Source organism: Methylophaga sp. UBA3613 (assembly GCF_002375415.1).
Lineage (GTDB): Bacteria > Pseudomonadota > Gammaproteobacteria > Nitrosococcales > Methylophagaceae > Methylophaga.
In genome coordinates this window covers 292,827-317,377 of record NZ_DFLS01000004.1, presented here as the reverse complement: position 1 = coordinate 317,377, position 24,551 = coordinate 292,827, and the positions used below count along the sequence as shown (strand labels likewise).

Sequence of the window (24,551 nt, the reverse complement as noted above, 5' to 3'; positions counted from 1 at the left end):
TTAACCCCAGATAAGCATCAACAAACTGTCGAGGATTCGTCTCCACCAGCTGCCTTTTTCAACCTCTTCCACAGCCACCAGTTTACGAGTGGCAACCACTTCATCGCCCAAACGGATTTCCACCTCTCCCAGCTCAGTGCCTTTGGCAACTGGAGCGACAACAGGCTGTTGGATATTGGTTGAGGCCTGCAAGTCTTTATAACGTCCGCGAGGAACCGTAATAGATAATGGCTGTGCCAGACCCAGATTCAACTGATCAGTTTGCCCCTTCCAAACCTTGGTTTGAGTAATCGCCTCATCTGCCGCATAAAGCTGATGCGTTTCAAAGAAACGGAAACCAAAATTAAACATTTTTTGGATTTCCTGGGCCCGTGCATTTTCACTTGCCGTGCCAAGAACCACAGCAATCAGGCGCATACCATCACGCTTTGCTGATGCAGATAAGCAGTATCCAGCCTCTTCGGTGTGACCGGTTTTCAATCCATCAACCGTATTATCACGCCATAACAATTTATTACGATTGTGCTGAGTAATACCGTTGTAGGTATATTCCTTTTCTGCATACCATTGGTAATGTTCGGGAAAATCCCGGATTAAGGCTGCTGAAAGGATCGCAATATCATGCGCCGTGGTGTAATGCTCTGGTCCCGGCAAACCGGTGGCATTTTGATAGTTGGTGTTGACCATACCCAGTTTCTGAGCATATTGATTCATCATCTGGGCAAACACTTCTTCGCTACCCGCAACATGTTCAGCCAGCGCTACAGCAGCATCATTACCTGATTGCACGATCATGCCACGCAACAGGGCTTCCACGGTTACCTTAGTGTTCACCTCAATAAAGCTGCGTGAGCCAATCATGCGCCAGGCTTTTTCACTGATTAATACTTCATCATCAAGTTTAATATTGCCATCGTGGATTTCCTGGGAAACCACATAAGAGGTCATTAATTTGGTAATGCTGGCTGGTGGCAGACGCTCATCTGCATTTTCGGACATTAAAATATGTCCGCTATCGTAATCCTGCAAAATATGGGCAGTACCCGCAATTGAGGGTGCTGTAGGATTCGGCGTGATCATTCCCGCCGAACTGATAGTGGCGACACTGAACAGTAGCCCTGCCAGGCTCATTTTGAAAATTTTAATCATTTAGTTACTCTCAATAAAAAACAGTTATTCCTTGATAAGCCGGGTATCAGAAAAACCTAATCCCATTAGTTGATTAGCGATCCTATCGCTATATTCAACACTTTCAAGTGGGCCAATCCGAACCCGGTATAAGGGAGTTTGAACACGTTCAACAGATGAAATATGAACTCGCTCTTGAATCTGTTGTTGAACTTGTTGCTTTATCTGTTCTGCCCTGCTTAATGTGCTGAATGCTCCTATTTGCAGAAACAGTCCGACTTTCCCCATTGTTGTGGTTTGGGTTGAAACAGCATTTGCTGTGGGTGTTACATTGGCGACTACATCTTTTTTAGCGGTAGTAGACGCAACGACATTCTTACTGCTGATTGCCCTTACTTCAACCTGGCCAGTACCTTTATCAATAATACCCAGCTTGGTTGCGGCGCTATAGGATAAATCTATCAATCGATCATCATGAAACGGTCCACGATCATTAATTTTTACCACGACCTTGCGTCCATTCTCCAGGTTGATGACTTCAGCATAACTTGGTAAAGGTAATGTTTTATGAGCAGCCGTCATCGCATACATATCGTAAGGCTCACCACTGGAGGTGCGTCTGCCATGAAACTTTGTACCGTACCAGGATGCTTTGCCACGCTCTACATAATTTTCACTACTGGCAAGTGTGTAATATCTTCTGCCGAACACTTCATATGAAGCTGGATTACCATATTTACTTCTTGGTTCATCACGTGGGACTGCATCCGGGATTTTCGAAACATCCGGTTTTACTTTTGGTGCAGAATCCTGTTGTTCAGTCACGGTTCCACAGGACCAAAGCCCCGTCAGCATTATCGATAAAGTTAAATACTTAACTACACGCTGTTTCATTTTACAGACTCATAACCATCACGAATCGCTTCTGACAATTGGATAACAGCCATGGCATACATACGGCTGTGATTGTAACGGGTTATCGCATAAAAATTCTGCCGGCCTAACCATAGCTCTTCACCATCGGGCTGGGTCAGGCTGAAAACGGTAATCGCATCTTCACCCTCGGGTAATTTATCGGTGCTCAAACCGGATTTTCTTAACTCTTCACGCGTTACGGTAGGCTTCAATCCGCGATCAATCAAATCCTGTGGCAGATCATTACCTTCGTACTTTGTAGCATGCACAATGCTTTCGCCTGGCTGCCAGCCGTGACGACGCAGATAATTCGCGATACTGCCGATAGCATCCGTTGGATTATTCCAGATATCACGGTGGCCATCATTATCAAAATCGACAGCATATTCACGAAAACTGCTAGGCATAAATTGCCCCAGCCCCATGGCCCCGGCATAAGAACCAATCGGTTCCAGTTGAGACATCTCCTCTTCGCGAGTCAGGATTAAAAAGTTTTTCAATTCCGAGCGGAAAAAAGTGCTACGCGGAGGGTAACGAAAGGCCAGAGTAGATAAGGCATCCAGAACCCGGAAACTGCCCATGTTACCGCCAAAACGGGTTTCTACACCGAGAATAGCCAGGATTATTTCAGCGGGTACACCCAATTCTTTTTCAGCTCTTTCTAACGTATCGGCATGTTTTTTCCAATAAGCTACACCCGCATTAATACGTGCCTGATCGAGGAAAATCTCGCGATATTCATACCACGGCTTACTTTTCTCAGCAGGTCTGGAAATAGCTTTAAGAATGCTATCTTTGACTTCAACCTCAGCAAACAGGTTTTCCAGTTCGGCTCTGTCAAACGCATGTTCTTCAACCATTTCATCAATAAATTTATCCACATCCGGTAGTTCAGGATTGGCAAATGCTGGCGTCATTATCAGGCTTAACAGTGTAGCGGTAATGTGTTTCTTCACGGTGACATCATCCTCCGATGAGTGTGTATGGACATCAGGATACCGAAGCCTGCCAGCAAGGTCACCATGGATGTACCTCCATAGCTGATCAGTGGCAGCGGCACCCCGACAACAGGTAAAAGACCAGTAACCATTCCTACATTTACAAAAACATAGACCAGAAATGTAATGGCAATACTGCCCGCCAATAATTTCATGTAACTCAATTGCGCTTGAGCAGCTATATAGAGGCCTCTCGCAGTAATTAACAGATAAACTGTAATCAACAGTGTCAAACCAATCAGACCAAATTCTTCTGCAATCACCGCAAAAATAAAATCGGTGGAGCGTTCCGGTAAAAACTCCAGATGCGACTGCGTCCCCTGTAGCCAGCCACGACCTTGTAACCCACCCGATCCAATCGCAATCTTCGATTGAATAATATGATAGCCGGCACCTAGTGGGTCCGACTCAGGGTTAAATAAGGTCATCACCCGGCGTCGCTGATAGTCATGCATGAAGTACCATAATACCGGCGCAGCTGCAGCGGCCAGAGCCAGAAAACTCATGATCAATCGCCAGGAAACACCCGACAGAAAAACCACTATCAACCCCGAACTGGCAATTAACAATGCCGTTCCCAGATCTGGCTGTTTGGCAATTAACAAGGCTGGAACAGCAATCATCACCAGTGCAAAAAACATTCTGACAAAGCTGGGCGGTAATGGTCTATCTGCCAGATAAACGGCTACTACCAAAGGCACCGCCAGCTTCATAATCTCAGATGGTTGAAAGCGGAAAAAACCCAAATCAAGCCAACGCTGAGCGCCTTTTCCTATCGTGCCAAACAATAAAACAGCAATCAGCATTAGCAGTCCGACTGCATAAATCCAAAACGCAACATCTTTGAATCGATCGGGATGTATCTGCGCCAGAAGAATCATCACCGTTATGGCGATTGCCATTCTGACTCCCTGACGTAGCAACAAACCAATGTCTTCACCGCCACTGCTATATAGCACGACAGAACTGAACAACAGCAGCGTCAGGATGCCCAATATTAATAAGCCATCCAGGTGCACACGTTGCAATCCTGAGCGCCACTGAAATCCGGGCACCCGTCGTCTGTCCTGCAGCAAACCGCTCATCGCTCTGGGCGACTGTCTTACCTCATTCCGTAACTGGCTCATCAGTCTCAATTCCAAAATATACATCGATAAGCTTACGTGCAATTGGAGCAGCTGTGGCACTGCCACTTCCCCCATTTTCTACGACTACTGCAATCGCTATTTCAGGATCATCCGCCGGGGCAAAAGCCACAAAAAGCGCATGATCATGTAATTTTTTGGCCAGTAACTCCGCATCATACTTAGCATCCTGGGCTATTCCGAATACTTGTGCTGTGCCTGTTTTCCCTGCAATCTGGAATGGTAAATCTGTTCCAATATGTCTTGCCGTGCCACGTTTGCCGTGGACCACTTCAACCATCGCTTCGATTACCGACTGCCAATGACTGGAATTTTGTATCGGTAAACTGTCAGCCTGTTGCACACCCAACAACTGCATACCTTCGTCATTATCCGCTTTGGTAGCGCGAACCAGTTGGGGGGTATAAACCGTTCCCATCATTCCAAGCGTTGCGGTTGCATGAGCCAGTTGAATCGGCGTCATCTGATTAAATCCCTGCCCTATCCCCGATATCAGCGTTTCACCGGGATACCAGGCTTGATTGCGCTGATTACGCTTCCACTCTCTGGAAGGAGACAAACCTTTACTCTCACCAGGAATATCGACACCTGTCTGATGACCAAAACCAAACAAATCCAGAAAGCCATGTAACCGATCAATCCCAATTGCATGTGCTAAATCATAAAAATACACGTCACAGGATTCGGCCATCGCACTTTTCAGATCAACGTGACCATGTCCTATGCGTTTCCAGCAGCGGTACCGATGAGAATTGCCTGGTAATGAATAAAAACCAGGGCAAAATGTTCGGCTTTGCTGGGTCACGACATTTAACTCCAAACCCGCCAGAGCAACAAAGGGTTTGAATGTCGATCCCGGGGGATAATGACCGCGCAATGCACGATTAAACAGGGGTTGATCGATGGAGTCACGCAATTCTGCATACTCTTTGACGCTAATGCCGTTCACGAAAGAGTTAGGATCGTAATCCGGTTTGCTGACCAAGGCTAACACACCACCGTTTTTTGTATCGAGTACGACAACAGAGCCATTATATTCACCCAATGCTTCTGCGGCCGCCTGCTGCAGGTTAATATCAAGATGCAAATACAGATCCTGTCCTGCAGTGGCCGGTTCACTGAAAAGTTCTCTAACGGTGCGCCCCTGCACATTGGTTTCAACCTGACGATACCCTACTGTGCCATGCAGAAAATCTTCGTATTGTTTTTCAACACCGGTTTTACCTATCTGCAGTGTACCTTTGTAATTTTGTCGATCAATAACCTGTGTTTCCTGCTGATTGATACGACCGACATAACCCACCGCATGAGCAAAAAGCGGTCCCTGCGGATAATGCCGTATCAACCGGCCTACCACATCAACACCCGGGAAACGATGACGATTAACTGAAAACAATGCGACTTCTTTCTGAGTCAGCTGGTTACGAACCACTATTTCTTCGAAGGCTCGATGACGTTTACGGCGTTCATTAAACGCATCAATATCTTCAGCGGTTAGTGATAACAGCTCAGCCAATTCGGCAATTGTTTGATCCACATTCTTTACTTTCTCCGGGATCAACTCGAGACTGAATGTCGGAATATTTTCGGCCAGTAACACACCATTACGATCGTAAATCAAGCCGCGTTGAGGCGCTAACGGCTCAATATCCACCCGATTGCGATTGGAAAGTGAATCAAAGTGTTCAAATTCGACAATCTGCAGCATCACCAAGCGAAAAATAATGATGCCAAACAACACTAGCGAAAAAAGCCCGGCGAATATCAGTCGGTTACTGACCAATCGACTTTCACGAAAATGGTCTTTGAGCCTGTGCCGGGGATCGATCACAATCAACTCACCTGAAAACTACGACGTATTTTCCTTAATACGGCATACACAAAGGGCCAGACCAGTGTACTGGTCAGTACGGTCAACCAGTGGTTCCAACTGAAGGTGATCGGCGCACTCAGCATCACGATAAAATGCACCAGAGAAACCAGGGACAATATTGTAAAAGCCTGTTGCCAAAGAGGATATTGACGAATTTGCAAATGTAAACGCCCAACCAGATAAATCACCAGTGCATAGGCAAATGCATGAATCCCCAGAATACCTCCGGTGACCACATCCATCACCAATCCGGTAAACCAGGCAACGCCAATGCTGACCCGTTGTGGTAAAGCCATTGCCCAGTAAATCAACGTGATAGCAACCCATTCCGGACGTGCGTATCGGAGCGTATCTGGCAGTGGCACCAGCATTAATAAAATGGCGAATAACAAGGTAATGTATATGACACTGCTATGCTGTGACTTCACCAGAACCATCAGTTACTTTCCTCCGATGGCGTCACTGGCGCATCCACTGCAGGCTGTTCTTCCACTGCAGGTAAATCACTTTCTTCAATTTGCAAAGGATATGTAATACCGAAATCAATTTTTTCACCCGGCAGTACCAACATGACTTCTCGACTGGTTGCCAACCGAGCAGCTGGACTAACGCTAATTTCGGCAAAAGATTTTCCCTGAGGGAAGTTTACTGAGATCACCTTTCCAACGGGGTAACCAACCGGGAAACGCCCCCCCAGGCCCGAGGTTACCAATAGATCTCCAACGCGCACATCGGCATTGTGCGGTAAAAACTCCATCTGTAAATTTTCTCCTAGACCCCGCCCAGTGACCACAGCGCGTAAGCCATTTCTGACAATCTGTACTGGAATACTGTGGCTGGGGTCGGTTAACAACACGACGCGGCTGGAAAACTGGCTGACTTCCGCCACCTGTCCCATGACACCTAGAGAATCGAGTACTGGCTGCCCTTCATAGACGCCAAAGGTTTCACCTTTATCGATGATGACATGCTGATAAAAAGGATCTAAGTCGACACTGAGCAGTTCGGCAACCTGCACCCGTTCCTGTAGACGAAATGATGAACCAAGCAATTCTCGCAAGCGCATGTTTTCACTTTCCAGCGCCTGCATTTTTTGCATCCGCACACTATTAGTGAGGTTTTGTGCTTCAAGCTTCATGATTTTCTCACGCAGTTGCCGATGGCCCTGAAAAAAATCAGTAAACCATGTGGTGAAATCGTCTGGCATAGAGGCGAGTTTCTGTACAGGATAAACAGCCGTAGACAGGGTCATCCTGACGGGCTTGAAATAATCCAGTCGTGTATCCAGAAAATACAATAACAACGATGCGACTACTGCAAGCAGCATCCGAGTATTTAATGAAGGTGTTTGGGCAAATAACGGTTTAATGGCTCAGTTCCGAAAATGAAAAGACCTTCACAAATAACCTTGCTATTTGTAAAGGTCAAATACCTACTTCAATCTGACTGAAGACTATTCAAACGTAAATACGTCGCTCCCGCGTTCGTCAATAAGTTCTAATGCTCGACCACCCCCTCTGGCAACACAGGTCAGCGGGTCTTCTGCGACAATGGCTGGCAAGCCGGTTTCTTCCATTAACAGGCGATCCAGGTCTCTTAGTAACGCACCACCACCCGTCAGCACGATGCCTCGTTCAGCAACGTCAGCACCCAGTTCCGGCGGTGTCTGTTCCAGCGCAGTTTTCACTGCAGCGACAATACCGGCTAATGGATCCTGCAACGCTTCCAGTATTTCATTACTGTTCAGTGTGAAACTCCGGGGGATTCCTTCTGCCAGATTACGTCCACGTACTTCCATTTCTCGGACTTCGTTTCCAGGATAGGCAGAACCGATTTCTTTTTTGATCTTTTCAGCAGTGGCTTCACCAATCAATGTGCCGTAATTCCGACGGACATAATTGACAATCGCCTCATCGAACAAATCACCACCAATTCGCACTGAAGCTGAATAAACAATACCGTTCAGTGAGATAATCGCGACTTCAGTGGTGCCACCACCAATATCCAGCACCATCGAGCCGCTGGCTTCTTCTACCGGCATACCGGCACCAATGGCCGCTGCCATCGGTTCTTCAATCAAAAATACATCACGCGCACCGGCGCCGGCAGCAGATTCACGAATTGCCCGACGTTCGACTTGTGTTGAGCCGCAGGGTACGCAGACCAAAACGCGCGGACTTGGTTTTAAAAAGCGACCTTCATGCACCTTGCGAATAAAATGCTGCAACATTTTTTCAGTAACAGTGAAATCGGCTATAACACCATCTTTCAATGGACGTATCGCAGTGATATTGCCAGGAGTACGCCCTAACATTCTTTTAGCTTCTGCACCTACCGCGGCGATCGAGCGAGGGCCGCCTGGCCCCTTATCCTGTCGAATTGCGACTACTGAAGGTTCATCCAAAACGATGCCCCGGCCGCGCACATAAATCAGCGTATTAGCTGTACCCAGATCGATAGACAGATCGTTAGAGAAGATCCCACGTAAACGTTCAAACATTGAAGAAACCACATCCGGAAGAGGTAAAATGGATACTTTAGCAATGCTCAGGTCTGTTGGGCAAGCAACTAATGATTTAAACTTCAACTTTGTGAAATCAATTAACTTACGGGACGACTGATGAGTTTAGATAAATCCGATGTAGAAAAAATCGCGCATCTTGCGCGGCTTGCCATTGATGAAAGCACGATTCCTGATTACGCCCGAGATCTTAATAACATTCTCAATCTGGTCGAACAGATGAGCGCGGTGAATACCGATGCAGTCAGTCCCATGGCGCACCCACTGGATGCACACCAACGATTGCGTGAGGATGTGGTATCCGAAACTGACCAACGTGAATTGTTCCAGTCTATTGCCCCTAAAACCGACGCTGGCGTCTACCTGGTTCCACAGGTCATCGAATAAATCCAACACAGGCAAGTACATGCATAACAAAACTCTTTCTGAACTTTCGGCCTTGCTACACAACGGTGACATCACCAGTGTGGAACTGACTCAACACTTTCTAAACCGTATCAAAACGCATAATGGCAATTTGAATGCTTTTATCAGTGTGACTGAAGAAAGCGCGCTGGCGCAGGCTGCGGCTGCTGATAAACAGTTTGCAGACAAGACTGCCGGTAAACTGACCGGCATTCCAATGGCGCATAAAGATATTTTCTGCACCAAGGGCGTTCGTACCAGCTGTGCATCAAAAATGCTCGATAAATTTGTTGCGCCCTATGATGCGACTGTGGTGGAAAAAATTGCAGCCAGTGGCATGGTAATGTTGGGTAAAACCAATATGGACGAATTTGCCATGGGTTCATCCAATGAAACCAGCTTTTACGGTCCGGTCAAAAATCCCTGGGATACTGAACGGGTTCCAGGTGGTTCTTCCGGAGGCTCTGCAGCAGCAATCGCTGCTCGACTGGCACCGGCGGCTACCGGTACAGATACAGGTGGTTCAATTCGTCAGCCTTCATCTTTATGTAATTTAACCGGTTTGAAACCAACTTATGGTCGTGTTTCCCGTTACGGCATGATTGCTTTTGCCTCCAGCCTGGATCAGGCGGGCCCGATGACGGCCAACGCCGAAGATGCGGCATTATTGTTAAATGTCATGTCGGGTTTTGATGAACGCGATTCCACCAGCGTGGAACGTGATGTTCCAGATTACACCGCAAATCTGAATGATTCCCTGCAAGGTCTGCGCATTGGTCTGCCAAAAGAATACTTTGGTGAAGGTCTGGCACCGGAAGTGGCAGAAATAATTGATGTCGCCATTAAGGAATTCGAAAAGCTCGGGGCAACCGTCAAAGAGATCAGCCTGCCAAATACCTCTCTGGCGATACCAACTTATTATGTGGTTGCCCCTGCAGAATGCTCATCCAATTTGTCTCGTATGGACGGCGTGCGCTTTGGCCATCGCTGTGAAGATCCAAAAGATTTACTGGATCTGTACCAACGTTCACGCGGTGAAGGTTTCGGTGACGAAGTTAAACGTCGCATCATGATCGGAACCTATGCACTATCTGCCGGTTATTACGATGCCTACTATCTTAAAGCTCAGAAATGCCGCCGTTTGATAAGCGATGACTTCCAACAGGCATTTGAAGAAGTTGATGTGATTATGGGACCTACCGCGCCAACCACAGCCTTTAAACTGGGTGATAAAGCCGATGATCCAGTAGCCATGTATTTAGCGGATATCTATACCATTAATACCAATCTTGCTGGTTTGCCCGGTATGTCAATTCCGGCAGGTTTTGCCAATGGCTTACCTGCTGGTTTACAGATCATTGGTAATTATTTCGATGAGGCACGTTTACTTAATGTTGCTCATCAATACCAACAGGTCACTGATTGGCATAAACAAATTCCAACAGCATTTCAGTGAAACCTAGGGTCTGTTGATCTTTCAGAGCCGCCTCTGTTGTGACTAAAATGCTCCAATCAAGGCGCGAGGAATGCAGTTTGTGAGATACATCCATGTATCTCACCCCTAAGGGGCTTACGCTTAAAAACGTTCCAGACGTTTTTGTAGTTGCTCTAAATACATGACGAGCAACGTGGAGTGGTACATTTTCAGTCACAACCCAAAGGGCTGGGACTATTTTTCCGCCCTACAGTGTTGAAAATGACTTATGTAGAACAACTACATCGCATCATTTCCGCCTTGTAGGACGAAAAAAATAGCCTCCAGCAGTGGTGGCTATGAAAGATCAACAGACCCTAGAGGCGAAAGCCCCTTTTTTAAAGCCATTCATCGCGGAGCGAAAAAATGAAAGCAGCAGAGCTATTTGTCCGTACTCTGGAAAATGAAGGTGTGGAATATGTTTTTGGTATTCCCGGTGAGGAGAATCTGGATGTCATGGACGCCTTGCTGGATTCCTCCATTCAATTTATTACCACCCGGCATGAACAAGGTGCGGCCTTTATGGCAGATGTTTATGGTCGACTCACTGGCCGTGCAGGAGTCTGTATGGCGACACTCGGTCCGGGTGCGACCAATCTGATTACCGGTGTGGCTGATGCCAATATGGATCATGCCCCCCTGGTAGCCATTGCCGGTCAGGCTTCGACCAATCGCTTGCATAAAGAATCGCATCAGGTCCTGAATCTGGAAGCGATGTTTTTGCCCATCACCAAATACTCCACTCGAATTGTCAGCCCTGAAGTGATTCCGGAAATTGTTCGCAAAGCTTTTAAAGTGGCGCAGACCGAGAAAACCGGTGCCTGTTTTATTGAGTTTCCTGAAAATATTGCCGAGATGGAAATTGACGATGCTCCACTGCGGGTCAAACACGCCACACCTCCTGAACCGGCTGCTGAACATATCGAACGAGCAGCAGAATTAATTTCCAATGCAGAAAATCCGATTATTCTGGCGGGTAATGGCGTCATTCGTGCGCATGCCGCTAAAGCGCTTACAGAATTTGCTGAAAAGCTGGGAATTCCTGTCGCCAACACCTTTATGGCCAAAGGCGTCATTCCGTTTGGTCATCCCATGTCACTGGGCAGTGTTGGGTTGCAGTCAAATGACTATGTAAATACCGGCTTTGCCAATGCCGATGTAATTATTTGTATCGGCTACGACATGGTTGAATACCACCCCTATCTCTGGCATCCCTCACGGGATCGCACGCTGATTCATATTGATACCACCCATGCTGAGGTTGATGGATATTACAGTGTGGTATTGGGTGTTGTGGGCAATATTACGCACAGTCTGAATCGAATTGCAGCCCTAACCACGCCGCACGAAGGTAAGGCCATGCGTACTTTACGCGATAGTCTGATTACAGAAATGAATCAGCATCGCCGTGATACCGAATTCCCTGTTAAACCACAGAAAATCATCTGGGATCTGCGTACCGCCATGCATCTGGAAGATATCGTAATCTGCGATGTGGGTGCCCATAAAATGTGGATGTCACGAATGTTCCGCTGTGAATACCCGAACACCTGCATTATTTCCAATGGCTTTGCCAGCATGGGCATAGCAGTTCCGGGTGCAATTGCAGCCAAACTGGCACATCCGGAACGCAAAGTCGTTGCAGTAACCGGTGACGCTGGTTTTCTGATGAACTCTCAGGAAATTGAGACAGCCATTCGTTTGAATATCGCGATTGTCATTCTGATTTGGAACGATGCAAGCTACGGTCTGATTGAATGGAAACAGCAAAACCAGTTTGGCCGAACCAGTAATGTAAAATTCGGCAATCCGGATTTTGTACAATATGCGCAATCATTTGGCGCAACGGGTGTCAGAGTGAATAAGACCGAAGAGTTAATGTCTGTTTTAAAAGAAGCTTTGGACAGAAATACAGTCACCGTTATTGATTGTCCGGTGGATTATCGTGAAAATCTGAAACTGACAGAATCTCTAGGTCAATTAACCCAGCAAACTGAGAGATAAAATGAAGTCTGGAAAACGTTTTGCACTGTTTATAGCCGCCCTATTTGCATTATTGTTTGTCGTCTTTATGTACAAGAATGCTACCGCTCCGGCCTACACCGAACTTACGTTTGAGGATGTAGACGGAAAAATGCATAATTTCACCGAATATGCCGGTAAACCAATATTGATGATTTTCTGGGCGACTGATTGCCCGGCGTGTATTCAGGAACTGCCCGAACTCATTGCTTTGCATGAAGAATACGCAAAAAAAGGCTTGGTCATGCTGGGCGTTTCACTGCCCCACGACACACCTTCACATATCAAGGCAATGCGTGAAGACCGGGGTCTTCCCTACACGCTTATCTGGGACAGTGAAGGCGAAATTTCCAGCGCATTTAATAATGTTCGGGTGACACCAACGCATTATCTGATTTCGCCCGAAGGCAAAATTGTGATGCGCAAAATTGGTGTACTCGATAAAGAGAGCGTTTCAGCACAGCTCGACAAAATGGGCCTCAGCTGATTTATAGCTTAAAACTGCTACACATCAGATAGCACATATGGTATAAAGTCCGGCTTAGTTTATTCAGAATGATGCGTTGGCAGGACGCGTCAGTCACTAAAAATGCATCAGGAGCAGGATTAACATGTCCAGAGTATGTCAGGTAACGGGCAAACGCCCTATGAGCGGAAACAATGTTTCACACGCTCACAACAAAACAAAACGCCGTTTCCTACCTAACCTTCACTCACACCGTTTTTGGGTTGAGTCTGAAAACCGTTGGGTAAAATTGCGTGTCAGCAATCATGGTCTGCGTATCATTGATAAAAGAGGTATTGATACCGTTTTATCTGATCTCCGTAGCCGCGGCGAAAAAATCTAAGGAGTCAGGACATGCGCGATAAAATCAAATTAGTTTCATCAGCAGGTACAGGTCACTACTACACTACTGATAAAAACAAACGCACCATGCCGGAAAAAATGGAAATCAAAAAGTTTGATCCCGTTATCCGTCAACACGTGATGTATAAAGAAGCAAAAATCAAGTAACACTATTGTTTACTGCTTCTAAAAAAACCCGCTCTTTAATGCGGGTTTTTTTATGGCTCGAATAAATTAAACTTAAAATTGTTCTTTATTTTGGGCAATGAGATGAACTGTGCCGCGCTCCAAAAATATTGAAATCTCAGATGATATCTATGTTGCAACAACGTAGTAGACGATTCACCTCAAAACCGTATTATAGTGCGCTATGACTATATTGCTGGAAGCACAAAATCTGTCACGTTATTTTGGACCCAATGTTGTGGTTCAAAATATCGATCTCACGGTAAAACGCGGAGAAATACTGGGTTTTCTCGGTCCCAATGGTGCTGGTAAAAGCACCACTATGAAAATGCTTAGCGGTAATCTGGCGCCGGATAAAGGCGAGATCCATATCAATGGTTTTGATTTATTGTCGCAACCTAAGCAGGCCAAGGCTCAACTGGGCTATCTGCCGGAAAATCCGCCGTTATATCGTGAATTGACCGTCAACGAATATTTACAGCATTGTGCCAGACTCAATCTGCTCAAAGGCCAGCAACTTAAATCTGCAGTTGCAACGGTCATTGAGCGCTGTGGACTGGGTGATGTCCAGCGACGTTTGATCGGTCAATTATCCAAAGGCTACCAACAGCGTACCGGCATCGCTCAGGCGATCGTGCATAACCCGGCGGTGGTCATTTTGGATGAACCGACTTCTGGTCTGGATCCCCTACAAATTCGGCAGATCCGCGAACTCATTCGTGAACTGGCCAATGAACATAGCGTGATACTGTCGACGCATATTCTGCCAGAAGTGGAAATGCTCTGCGATCGGGTACAAATCATCAGTAAAGGCCAGGTCATGTTTGCCGATAGCCTGACAGCTCTGCATCAGCAAAGACTCAACAGCAGCCTGAGGATCACTTTATCTGCCCCGCCACCGATCACCGAGCTTCAGGCTCTAACGAATGTGTCTTCGGTGGAGCCCGTTTCAGCCAATCAGTTTCGAATCCTTTATCACCCGGAACAGGATCCTACAGAAAACCTGATAGCGAGTGCCGTATCTAAACACTGGCAACTGCAGGAACTGTTGCGTGAACAGGACTCGCTGGAAGATATTTTTATGCATCTGATAAAAGATGACGCACCGCTAGCTGAGGTTAAAAACTGATGTGGTGCGTGGCAAGACTTGAAATTTCGCGACTGTTTTTGTCTCCTTTTGCCTGGATAATGCTGGCATTGGTACAGTTTTTACTGGCATATATGTTTCTCAGTCATATTGAGTATTTTGCTCAGATTCAGGGCCAGATTTCAGCCATCCCGGGAGCTCCCGGTGTAACAGAAATGATTATTGCGCCATTATTAAGCAATGCTGCTCTGGTGTTGCTATTGATTGCCCCATTTATCACCATGCGGGCTTTTGCTGATGAACATCGTAACCATAGTCTGCCTCTTTTGATCTCTGCGCCACTTTCCGCCAGTCAGATTGTGTTAGGTAAATACCTCGGATATCTTGGTTTTTTTCTGCTGCAATTAGCATTGATTGCTTTAATGCCGCTATCGCTGCTTGCCGGATCAGCAATCGATTTTTACCAGTTTGGTGTTAGCATGTTCGGGCTGTTTTTGCTGGTAGCCAGTTTCTTGGCCGCCGGAATATTTTTATCATCACTCACCACCCAGCCGATTATTGCAGCGGTGATGACATTCTGTTTACTGTTTTTATTATGGATAATTGATTTTGCTGCGGCCAGCGCTGTTTCAGGCCAAATTAACTGGCTGGCCTGGTTATCCCTGTTAGGACATTTTCAACCGCTGCTGGCAGGACAGATTAACAGTGTTGATCTAAGCTTTTTTGCTCTGTTCTGCGTGGTATTTATTCTGATGACTATTCGGCGACTTGATGCAGCGAGGTTGAGTCTATGAAGATGTCAAAACAGTTTAAATATCAACATCGCCTGCAACAGATCATCTTTTACATTTTATTGCTGGTAGTGATTATCGCAGTAGCCGTTCTTTCGAATCGTTACAGCTTTGAGTCAGACTGGACAGCTAACCAGCGACATACCCTCTCTTCTGCTACTACCGAATTATTACAGTCGCTTGAAACTCCGGTGACAATAGAAGTATTTATCAGTCCCGGACATCAGTATCAATCAGCAGCAGAAAGTTTATTAAAGCGCTATCAACAGCATAGTCAGCAACTTACAGTGTCGTTTATTGATCCTGTCAGCCAGCCACAGCGGGTTCGTGAACTGGACATTCAGCAGCAGGCTGAAATGGTAGTTTCAGGTCAACAGGGACAACAACATGTATATGATTTATCTGAGCAATCGCTAAGCAATGCCATTATAAAAGTCAGTCGCAGTAACTTGCCTGAATTAATCTTTATTACTGGTCATGGGGAACGGGATATTGCCGGTGATGGTGCATTTGATATGTCGCAATGGGGACAACAGTTGAATAGCACCGGCTTTGAGGTGCAATCTCTGACCATGACAGAAGCGATGCAACTTAACAGCGAGGATAAAAAAATTGTATTGGTTATTGCCAGTTCACAAGCCGCCTGGCCGCAAAGCGATATTGTCCAGTTACAGTCATGGTTGCAGCAAGGCGGTAATCTGCTCTGGCTCAGCGAACCTGACACTGATACGGGCTTGGCGGCCATCCGTAAACAGCTTAATCTGAGCTTTGTACCGGGTACGATGGTGGATCCCAATGCCGGTAAATTAGGTCTGGAAGATCCACGTTTTGTGATTGTGACAGATTACGCCAATCACCCGGTTACTGCAGCCACTTCCAGCGTCACCCTGATGCCAGAAGCGCATGCTATTCAATTATCAGAAGCTGAATCTGCTTGGCAAGTTACTGAGCTGATGCAATCACAAAGTGATAGCTGGTCTGAATTAGGTGATATGACCGGCACCAGTCTGGATGATTTACGTTTTGATGCAGAAATCGATATTCCAGGGCCGTTAATGCTCAGCGTATTAATGGAAAAACCTGTTTCAACAACTCAACAACAACGTGTTGCCGTATTTGGTGATGGCGATTTTGTCTCCGACCTGTATCTTGGCACAGCGGCCAATCTTGAACTTGCGATGGCTCTGGCAAACTGGCTGGTGGCTGAGGATGATTCAATCGATATTCCGGTCATCACAACCCGAGATAACCAACTGGTATTAACCGAGCACCAATCATTATTTATTGGTATTGGATTTTTACTCGGATTACCACTTAGTCTGCTTTTGATTGGCATAAGTATCTGGTGGATTAGAAGACGCCGATGAAAAGCACATATCTGACCAATCTGCTGTTATTGGTGGTTGCGGTTCTATTAGTGTGGTTAATGACAGAATCGCAAGTAGAGGATTCAGCTTATATCACTGATAAAATTCAGGCGGCACAGGTCAATCAAATTACAATTGTTCGCCGTGAACAGCAAACCATTCACTTGCAACGCGATCAGCAATGGCAGTTAAGCCAGCCAATACATGTGCGAGCCAATCAAACCCGGATCAATCTGTTACTCAGTCTGTTACAACAACCAGCTCATCAACAGATCCCGGTGACACAAACAACTGACCTGGCAGAATTCGGACTGCAGCAGCCTGAGTTATCATTAGTTTTCAATGAATACCATTTTGCTTTTGGTGATACTGAACCGCTCAGCGGGTATCGTTATATTCTGCACAATCAGCAGATTTATTTAATTAACGATGATATTTCACCATTACTCGGTGCCAGTGCCAGTAGCTTTGTCGATAACCGTTTATTGGATCCGGCCAGCAAAATTGCAGCTCTGCACTTGCCTGAGCTGCAAAACCAACAGGGCCAGCAAAAATACGCGGCACTCTCCATAGTTCAGCAAAATGACAGCTGGCACTCCATGCCGCAAAATTATCCTCAGGATAAACTCCTGGCACTTTTGCAAAACTGGCAACAGGCTTATGCCATGCAGGTTGTTATCATGTTAGATGATGAAACAAGTACACCGGATGAGCAGGAAGTGACCATTAAATTAACCGATCACACACAGCGTAAATTTGTTGTATCAAATAGCGAGGAAGGTCTTACGCTTACTGATCATCAACAACAATTACAATATCTGTTTCCAGCCACCATTATTCCTGCCCTCTTTTCAATAAACGAGTGATATGCCTGAATTACCTGAAGTCGAAACCACCCGCAGTGGCATTGCGCCATATATAAAAAATCAGCAGGTTAAGCAGGTTGTCATTCGTGACTCTCGACTGCGCTGGCCTATCACTGACAACCTGGATGAAAAACTGTGTGGGAAAATCATTCAGTCGGTCAGCCGCCGCGCCAAGTATTTATTGTTGCATACCACTGAAGGCACGCTGTTTATCCACCTGGGTATGTCCGGGCGGTTACGTATTCTGACTGCTTTTCAGCCAGCCGAAAAACACGATCATGTTGATATTGTGTTTGCCAATAATATTATTCTGCGCTTTACCGATCCACGCCGCTTTGGGGCTGTATTGTGGACCAGTGAGCCACCGCTGCAACATCCGTTATTAAACCATCTGGGGCCAGAGCCACTGGGGGAGGATTTTGACGCCGAATATCTGTTCCAACGTAGCCGTAAACGTCAGGTCAGCATTAAAACTTTTATTATGAATGCGGAGATCGTTGTAGGTGTGGGGAATATCTATGCCAGTGAATCGCTGTTTCTCTCCGCCATTCACCCTCAGCTGATAGCTGCAAAACTAACAAAAAAACAGGCAGAAAAACTGGTTGCCGCGATCAAACTGACATTGGAAAAAGCTATTGCAGCGGGCGGGACAACCTTACGGGATTTTCGGGATAGCGAAGGCAAACCCGGATATTTTGCTCAGGAATTATGGGTTTATGCCCGGCAGAAACAAGGCTGTAAACAATGTGGTCATCCAATAGAATTGATTCGCCAGTCACAGCGGGCGACCTATTTCTGCCCATATTGCCAAAAGATTTGAAGCAAATTATTGTTTAGAGAAATACTCTGCCAATAGGCGAATTTCAGTTTCGCTGTACGCCGCAGCATGATGTCGCATAACAGAAGACTCTCTCGCCCCGCTGGCAAACCCCTGCATCTGTTCAATAAAATAATCTTGCTCCAGACCTGCAAGTTTGGGCATTTCACCTTTGCTGTGGCCATTGGTACCATGACAAGTCGCGCAGGATGAAGCCAGTAAAGCAATATTTGGCTCAGCCTGAATCCAGGTCGAAGTCAGTAGCAATGCAAGACATATCAGCAGTCGTTTCATAATCCCCCTTTCGTCCGTTTCACGGCGATGTATCAAGCTACGTTATAATACGTAACCCATTTTATGCAAAGCCATTCATGACCGAGATTATTAAACTAGATGCCACCATTCCCGAGTCATTAAGTGGCTTGCGTGTCGATCAGGCCTTGGCCCAGCTGTTCTCAGAATACTCCCGCGGTCAGCTGACCAAATGGATTAAAGCCGGCGATGTATTGGTCAATCAGAAAGTCTGTCGCCCTAAAGATGCGGTACGCACCGGTGACCAGATTGAAATTGCCGCACAGCAGATTATTCATGAAGATAACTGGCAGGCCGAAACTATCGCACTGGATATTATTTATGAAGATGACGATGTATTAATCATCAATAAAGCGGCAGGCATGGTAGTGCATCCTGGCGCTGGCAACCAGAATGGCACAATGGTCAACGCGTTATTGGCTCATGCGCCCCAACTTACTCATATCCCGCGCGCCGGGATTGTGCATCGCATTGATAAAGACACTACCGGACTATTAATGGTCGCTAAAAGTCTGCAAGCACATCATTCATTAATCAGCCAACTACAGCAGCGTACCGTAATTCGTGAATATCAGGCCATTGCCTGCGGTGTGTTTACCGCCGGGGGGACGGTTGATGCACCAGTTGGTAGACATCATATTGATCGTAAACGTATGGCAGTGACACAAAACGGTAAACCTGCCGTGACACACTATCGGATTGAGGAGCGCTTTCGGGCACATACCCATTTGCGTTGCAAACTGGAAACCGGGCGCACTCACCAGATCCGTGTGCATATGGCGCATATTCGCCATCCTTTATTGGGCGATCCTTTATATGGTGGCCGGTTTAAAACACCAAAAGGGATGACGGATAGCTGTCTGGCTGCCTTGCAGAATACCCGTCGTCAGGCTTTACATGCCGGTTTACTGGGGTTTGATCATCCGACTACTGGGGAAGCAGTGAGCTGGCAGATTCCCTTACCCGATGATATGCAACGATTATTGGAACTGTTACGGATGGATGCTGCCAGCCATACCGATTAACCAGAGGAAATAGCTTTGAAGGCCCTTAACAATCTGCATCACATCGCTGATGTGTTTTTAGCCTTTCTCAAACTGGGTCTGACGGCGTTTGGCGGACCGATTGCTCATATTGGTTATTTTCGCACTGAATTTATCAATAAACGGCAATGGCTTTCTGAACAGCAGTTTTCTCAGCTACTTGCTGTTACACAGTTTTTACCTGGCCCAGCCAGTAGCCAGATGGGATTTTCAATTGGCTTGTTTCGCGCTGGCTGGCTTGGTGCCATTGCTGCTTTTATCGCGTTTACCCTGCCCTCTGCATTACTGCTGTTTGCTTTTGCCACCATTGCTCATCAGCTGGACAATGCTATCGGCATGGCGATTATTGATGGTCTAAAACTGGTGGCGGTTGCGGTGGTCGCTCATGCTGTTATCAGTATGGCTCAGAAACTGACGCCAGACTGGCAACGTATCTTGATAGCACTGTTCAGTTTTGCCTTACTGTTGATTTTCAATCTGGCGATTATGCAAATTGCAGTGATTATCCTGGGTGGACTGGCAGGCTGGTTTTTATGTCGCCAGCAACAACTTACAGCGGATTTTAGATTCCCGGTCAATTATGGCAAACAAACCGCGTGGATATTATTCAGTGTATTTATGTTGCTGCTTATTTTCAGTCTTTTTGCTGGCAGTGAGCTTAATGCCACTAATATGCTGGCCGGCTTCTATCAGGCCGGCGCATTGGTATTTGGCGGTGGCCATGTTGTGTTGCCGTTGCTCGAACAGCAGACCGTTGCCACTGGTTGGCTCACCACCGATCAGTTTTTAACCGGTTATGGCGCCGCTCAGGCCGTTCCTGGCCCAATGTTTACGCTTGCAACCTATCTTGGCGCTGAAATCCCCACTCAAGTGCCCTCGGCCTGGAATGCCCTGCTGGCTACCCTCGCCATTTTTGTTCCGGGGTTTTTATTATTGCTGGCGATATTACCGCTGTGGCAGCAACTTGCTCATCTGCCCAATGCAGGTGCCGTTGTTGCCGGCATTAACGCAGCTGTAGTCGGTTTACTGGCCGCTGCTTTATACGATCCGATTTTCACTGAAGGCGTAAATCATTGGCTGGATTTACTGATTGCGCTCGGCGGCTTTTTAATTATTTTCGTGCTGAAACGTTCGGCATTATGGACTGTATTGTTCTGTGTCAGTGCATCAATCGTTGTTGCTTTGGTCTAATCTGGAGAAAGAAAACAGCTCCGCTAACGGGTGTTCGCGCTGTTCGATATTCGCTCTTAACAAGCCAGCACCAATCATGCTGTAGGTAATACCGTTTCCACCATAGGCCATGGCAAACTGCACACGTTCACCATATTGGGGATGAGCACCAAAAAATGGCAAGCCATCTTCCGTTTCAGCGAAGGTACCCGCCCAGGAAAATGTCGGGTTCATTGGTAGTTTGGGAAACAATTTTTCGACTTTCTTGGCCAGAGTCTGGGCTTTTTTATCGACACGTTTATCCCGTTTTGCCGGGATATCAATATCATCATCTTCCCCACCGACCAACAAACGACCATCGCCAGTAGTTCGCATATAAAGATACGGTCTGGTGGATTCCCACATCATGGTTTTATTTAATTCGCCCAGTAACTCGGGATCTATCGGGTCGGTGATAAAGGCATAGCTGCTGCGATTTGACGCTACATTTTGTTTCAGTAATTTCTGACTGGCATAACCCGTTGCAATTACCACATGTTGACAGTTAATTTTAAATCCAGACGTTGTCGTTAAAACAACCTGTTTATCTGAAGGCTTCAAATCTTTTATTTCGGTACGGTCATAAACGTGATGGCCACTACTTTGCAGCCTGTCCAGAAGTTTATGCGCCAGCCGATAAGGATCAACTCGAGCAGCCAGTTTGCTAAGGATCGCCCCGGGCGATTTAAAACCATACAATTTTTTTATCGCATCTGATTCCAACCATTCAACATCAAATCCATGTTTTTGTCGTAAGAGAAATTCAGCTTTTAGGGATTTTTTATCACGACTGCGACTGGCGTAATACAGACTTTCCTGCATTTCAAAATCGACATCACCGACAGTCTCAGCAAGTTTTTTAAGGTCATTAATTGCCTCTGCACATGCCCGATAAGCTTTTAATGCATCCACTTCGCCATACAATTCTGCAAGCTCAGTCAGATGAGTATCAATTTCGTATTGCAGCATAGCGGTACTGGCAGCAGTGCTGCCCCAGCCAATATCCCGTTGTTCGATAACCGCGACGGTATATCCATTTGAACTGAGATCGTCAGCAATCAAAGCTCCGGTTATACCACCGCCAATAACTGCCACATCACAGTCAATATCCTGGTCCTGAGCCGGAAAGATTCGCATCAATCCATTTCTAATCGCCCAGTAGGGATACCCGCTTTTCAGGTCCATTTTTCAGCCTTGTCCATTGTAAAGAAAGCTCAGCATAGACTAGTTCTTTCAATACTGGGCTAACCTGAGTTAAGGTCAATTTTTGGCCAAAAAAAAGGGGCGATAAACGCCCCTTTCTCAATAGAACTTTTAGTAAACTGCTTATTTTTTCGCAGCAGCTTCACGTTCTTTAACTTCTTTAATAACCTCTTCTGCCACGTTACGTGGGCATGGCAAGTAGTGCAGGAACTCCATAGAGAACTGACCACGACCAGATGTCATCGTACGTAGAGTACCGATGTAACCGAACATTTCGCTCAGTGGGACTTCAGCTTTAATACGTACGCCAGTTGCACCGGCATCCTGCGATTTGATCATGCCACGACGACGATTCAAGTCACCGATAACATCACCAACGTTATCATCCGGGCAGAACACATCTACTTTCATGATCGGCTCCAGCAATTGTGGGCCCGCTTTCGGAATGGTTTGACGGAACGCACCCATCGCAGCAATTTCAAAGGCCATTGCCGATGAATCCACGGCGTGGAATGCACCATCAAACAAGTTTACTTTGACATCGAGTAATGGGAAGCCCGCTAAAACACCACGGCCCATCATTTTTTTGAAGCCGGCTTCAACAGCTGGCCAGTATTCACGAGGAACGCTACCACCAGTTACGGTTGATTCAAAATTGAAACCGCTGCCTGGTTCACCTGGTTCAATGATGTAGTCAATACGACCGAATTGACCAGAACCACCCGATTGTTTCTTGTGGGTGTAACTGTCTTCGATTTTTTGCGTAATGGTTTCACGGTAAGCAACCTGCGGTTCACCAACAATTACATCAACGTTATGGGTACGCTTCAGGATATCGACTTTGATATCCAAATGTAATTCACCCATACCTTTCATAATGGTTTCACCGCTATCGTCATCGGTTTCAACACGGAAAGAAGGATCTTCTTTAATCATTTTGCCCAGTGCAACACCGAGTTTTTCCGCGGCAGCTTTATCTTTAGGCGCAATCGCGATTGAGATAACGGGATCCGGGAAGACCATTGGTTCCAGTGTCGCCGGGTTTTTCGGGTCACATAAGGTGTGTCCAGTCTGAACATCTTTCATACCGACGATGGCGATAATGTCACCAGCGTGTGCGTAATCCAGTTCGTTACGATCATTGGCGTGCATTTCCACCATACGACCAACACGTTCTGTTTTGCCGGTGAAAGTATTCAGGATGGTATCGCCTTTTTTCAATTCGCCTGAGTAGACACGAACGAAAGTCAATGCGCCAAAACGGTCATCCATGATTTTGAATGCCAGTGCACGCAGTGGGCCTTTGATATCAACGATAGCGTGTTTACCGGTTTCGTTACCTTCCAGATCAACTTCTGGTTGTGGATCAACTTCGGTTGGATCAGGCAGGTAATCAACAACGGCATCCAGGATTAACTGCATACCTTTGTTTTTGAATGCCGAACCACAGTATGTTGGGAAGAAATCCAATTGCAATGTACCTTTACGGATACATCTTTTCAGATCTTCGATAGAAGGCTCTTCACCTTCCAGATATTTTTCCATCAGATCATCATCCTGCTCTACAGCAGTTTCGATCAGTTTTTCACGCCATTCTTCAATTTGGTCAGCCATATCAGCTGGTGGCTCTTCGATGGTGTAGTCTTCAGCATTTTTCTCATCTTTCCAGATCCATGCTTTACGGGTCAGCAAATCGACAACACCGGTAAATTCATCTTCAATACCGATTGGCAAAACCATTACCAGTGGCGTTGCTGCCAGTACGTCTTCAACCTGTTTTACAACACGGTAGAAATCAGCACCGATACGATCCAGCTTATTAACAAAGATCAGACGAGAAACTTCTGAGTCATTCGCATAACGCCAGTTGGTTTCTGATTGCGGCTCAACACCACCACTACCACAGAAAACACCAATACCGCCGTCCAATACTTTCAGTGAACGATATACTTCAATCGTGAAGTCAACGTGACCTGGGGTATCGATAACGTTCAGACGATGGCCTTTCCATTCACAGGTTGTGGCTGCTGACTGGATAGTAATACCGCGTTCGGCTTCCTGATCCATAAAGTCCATGGTGGATTCACCATCATGAACCTCACCGGATTTATGAATTTTACCGGTCAGTTTAAGAATACGTTCGGTGGAGGTGGTTTTGCCCGCATCAACGTGAGCGAAAATACCAATATTTCTGTACTTGGATAAATCGGAAGAAGCCATAATCCTGTCTCTTTTGTGTGAAAAACCGATGTTGTTTACATCATCAGGGAGTTAAACCCGCAAATTCTAAACTACAATGCTTCGGGATGCATCCCGAATTGATATCAAAGCCTGTAAGTGCC

24 protein-coding genes are annotated in these 24,551 nt (G+C 46.3%); 13 read left to right on the top strand and 11 right to left on the bottom strand.

Translation table 11 applies throughout. The features are described from left to right. The 8 genes from B3S93_RS03700 to B3S93_RS03665 form a co-directional block, all read right to left on the bottom strand. Window positions 1-1,149: a D-alanyl-D-alanine carboxypeptidase family protein gene (locus B3S93_RS03700; protein WP_292399979.1), complete on the bottom strand. Its 1,149-nt coding sequence runs from the start codon at window positions 1,147-1,149 to the stop codon at window positions 1-3. 24 nt (window positions 1,150-1,173) lie between these two features. Further along, window positions 1,174-2,022, bottom strand: coding sequence for a septal ring lytic transglycosylase RlpA family protein (locus B3S93_RS03695; protein ID WP_292353768.1), 849 nt, complete (start codon window positions 2,020-2,022; stop codon window positions 1,174-1,176). Then, the gene (gene mltB / locus B3S93_RS03690; protein ID WP_292399981.1) at window positions 2,019-2,999 is read right to left on the bottom strand and encodes a lytic murein transglycosylase B; all 981 of its coding nucleotides are present in this window, start codon (window positions 2,997-2,999) and stop codon (window positions 2,019-2,021) included. Before mltB ends, B3S93_RS03695 begins: the two co-directional genes overlap by 4 nt. Further along, a complete protein-coding gene (gene rodA / locus B3S93_RS03685; RefSeq protein WP_292354105.1) occupies window positions 2,996-4,126 on the bottom strand; it encodes a rod shape-determining protein RodA in 1,131 nt (376 codons plus the stop codon). Before rodA ends, mltB begins: the two co-directional genes overlap by 4 nt. Before the next feature lie 22 nt (window positions 4,127-4,148). Next, a complete protein-coding gene (gene mrdA / locus B3S93_RS03680; RefSeq protein WP_292399984.1) occupies window positions 4,149-6,017 on the bottom strand; it encodes a penicillin-binding protein 2 in 1,869 nt (622 codons plus the stop codon). A gap of 2 nt (window positions 6,018-6,019) precedes the next feature. Further along, window positions 6,020-6,496 carry a rod shape-determining protein MreD gene (gene mreD, locus B3S93_RS03675; protein WP_292353761.1) on the bottom strand — a complete coding sequence of 159 codons (477 nt, stop codon included), beginning with the start codon at window positions 6,494-6,496 and terminating at the stop codon, window positions 6,020-6,022. Beyond that, the gene (gene mreC, locus B3S93_RS03670) at window positions 6,496-7,428 is read right to left on the bottom strand and encodes a rod shape-determining protein MreC (protein WP_292400595.1); all 933 of its coding nucleotides are present in this window, start codon (window positions 7,426-7,428) and stop codon (window positions 6,496-6,498) included. The genes mreD and mreC overlap by 1 nt, the downstream gene beginning before the upstream one ends. A gap of 84 nt (window positions 7,429-7,512) precedes the next feature. Then, entirely contained in the window at window positions 7,513-8,559 is a 1,047-nt protein-coding gene (locus B3S93_RS03665) for a rod shape-determining protein (protein ID WP_041354692.1), read from the bottom strand. A gap of 120 nt (window positions 8,560-8,679) precedes the next feature. Here B3S93_RS03665 and gatC point away from each other — a divergent pair, with 120 nt between their 5' ends. The 11 genes from gatC to mutM all read left to right on the top strand — a co-directional run bounded on the left by gatC (window position 8,680) and on the right by mutM (window position 18,445). After that, window positions 8,680-8,967, top strand: a complete 288-nt coding sequence (gene gatC, locus B3S93_RS03660; RefSeq protein ID WP_014707980.1) for an Asp-tRNA(Asn)/Glu-tRNA(Gln) amidotransferase subunit GatC — start codon at window positions 8,680-8,682, stop codon at window positions 8,965-8,967. A gap of 19 nt (window positions 8,968-8,986) precedes the next feature. Next, window positions 8,987-10,441 (top strand): Asp-tRNA(Asn)/Glu-tRNA(Gln) amidotransferase subunit GatA, encoded by a 1,455-nt coding sequence (gene gatA, locus B3S93_RS03655; protein ID WP_292353757.1) that lies wholly within the window; start codon window positions 8,987-8,989, stop codon window positions 10,439-10,441. Between the two features lie 384 nt (window positions 10,442-10,825). Beyond that, complete coding sequence (locus tag B3S93_RS03650) at window positions 10,826-12,463, top strand: acetolactate synthase large subunit (protein ID WP_292353755.1); 1,638 nt, start codon at window positions 10,826-10,828, stop codon at window positions 12,461-12,463. Window position 12,464: 1 nt separating this feature from the next. After that, window positions 12,465-12,968 carry a peroxiredoxin family protein gene (locus B3S93_RS03645; protein WP_292353753.1) on the top strand — a complete coding sequence of 168 codons (504 nt, stop codon included), beginning with the start codon at window positions 12,465-12,467 and terminating at the stop codon, window positions 12,966-12,968. A 124-nt stretch (window positions 12,969-13,092) separates the two neighbouring features. After that, window positions 13,093-13,329: a 50S ribosomal protein L28 gene (gene rpmB, locus B3S93_RS03640; RefSeq protein WP_226070964.1), complete on the top strand. Its 237-nt coding sequence runs from the start codon at window positions 13,093-13,095 to the stop codon at window positions 13,327-13,329. Window positions 13,330-13,340: 11 nt separating this feature from the next. Further along, window positions 13,341-13,496 (top strand): 50S ribosomal protein L33, encoded by a 156-nt coding sequence (gene rpmG / locus B3S93_RS03635; RefSeq protein WP_014707985.1) that lies wholly within the window; start codon window positions 13,341-13,343, stop codon window positions 13,494-13,496. A gap of 202 nt (window positions 13,497-13,698) precedes the next feature. Continuing rightward, window positions 13,699-14,643: an ABC transporter ATP-binding protein gene (locus B3S93_RS03630; RefSeq protein WP_292353745.1), complete on the top strand. Its 945-nt coding sequence runs from the start codon at window positions 13,699-13,701 to the stop codon at window positions 14,641-14,643. Further along, window positions 14,643-15,395: an ABC transporter permease gene (locus B3S93_RS03625; protein ID WP_292399986.1), complete on the top strand. Its 753-nt coding sequence runs from the start codon at window positions 14,643-14,645 to the stop codon at window positions 15,393-15,395. Before B3S93_RS03630 ends, B3S93_RS03625 begins: the two co-directional genes overlap by 1 nt. Further along, a complete protein-coding gene (locus B3S93_RS03620) occupies window positions 15,392-16,759 on the top strand; it encodes a GldG family protein (RefSeq protein WP_292399989.1) in 1,368 nt (455 codons plus the stop codon). The genes B3S93_RS03625 and B3S93_RS03620 overlap by 4 nt, the downstream gene beginning before the upstream one ends. Next, window positions 16,756-17,625 carry a DUF4340 domain-containing protein gene (locus B3S93_RS03615; protein WP_292399992.1) on the top strand — a complete coding sequence of 290 codons (870 nt, stop codon included), beginning with the start codon at window positions 16,756-16,758 and terminating at the stop codon, window positions 17,623-17,625. Before B3S93_RS03620 ends, B3S93_RS03615 begins: the two co-directional genes overlap by 4 nt. 1 nt (window position 17,626) lies before the next feature. Next, on the top strand, window positions 17,627-18,445 hold the full coding sequence (gene mutM / locus B3S93_RS03610; RefSeq protein ID WP_292399995.1) for a bifunctional DNA-formamidopyrimidine glycosylase/DNA-(apurinic or apyrimidinic site) lyase: 819 nt from the start codon (window positions 17,627-17,629) through the stop codon (window positions 18,443-18,445). A gap of 6 nt (window positions 18,446-18,451) precedes the next feature. Here the strand turns inward: mutM and B3S93_RS03605 are convergent, their stop codons facing one another. Next, complete coding sequence (locus tag B3S93_RS03605; protein ID WP_292399997.1) at window positions 18,452-18,736, bottom strand: c-type cytochrome; 285 nt, start codon at window positions 18,734-18,736, stop codon at window positions 18,452-18,454. Window positions 18,737-18,813: 77 nt separating this feature from the next. Between B3S93_RS03605 and rluD the strand changes: the two genes are divergently transcribed. Continuing rightward, entirely contained in the window at window positions 18,814-19,779 is a 966-nt protein-coding gene (rluD, locus tag B3S93_RS03600) for a 23S rRNA pseudouridine(1911/1915/1917) synthase RluD (RefSeq protein ID WP_292400000.1), read from the top strand. A gap of 15 nt (window positions 19,780-19,794) precedes the next feature. After that, entirely contained in the window at window positions 19,795-20,988 is a 1,194-nt protein-coding gene (chrA, locus tag B3S93_RS03595; RefSeq protein ID WP_292400003.1) for a chromate efflux transporter, read from the top strand. Here the strand turns inward: chrA and B3S93_RS03590 are convergent. Together B3S93_RS03590 and fusA are read right to left on the bottom strand one after the other, a co-directional pair. Beyond that, window positions 20,965-22,191, bottom strand: a complete 1,227-nt coding sequence (locus tag B3S93_RS03590; RefSeq protein WP_292400005.1) for an NAD(P)/FAD-dependent oxidoreductase — start codon at window positions 22,189-22,191, stop codon at window positions 20,965-20,967. The genes chrA and B3S93_RS03590 overlap by 24 nt on opposite strands. A gap of 141 nt (window positions 22,192-22,332) precedes the next feature. Then, window positions 22,333-24,429, bottom strand: coding sequence for an elongation factor G (gene fusA / locus B3S93_RS03585; protein WP_292353729.1), 2,097 nt, complete (start codon window positions 24,427-24,429; stop codon window positions 22,333-22,335). Between the last annotated feature and the right edge of the window lie 122 nt (window positions 24,430-24,551).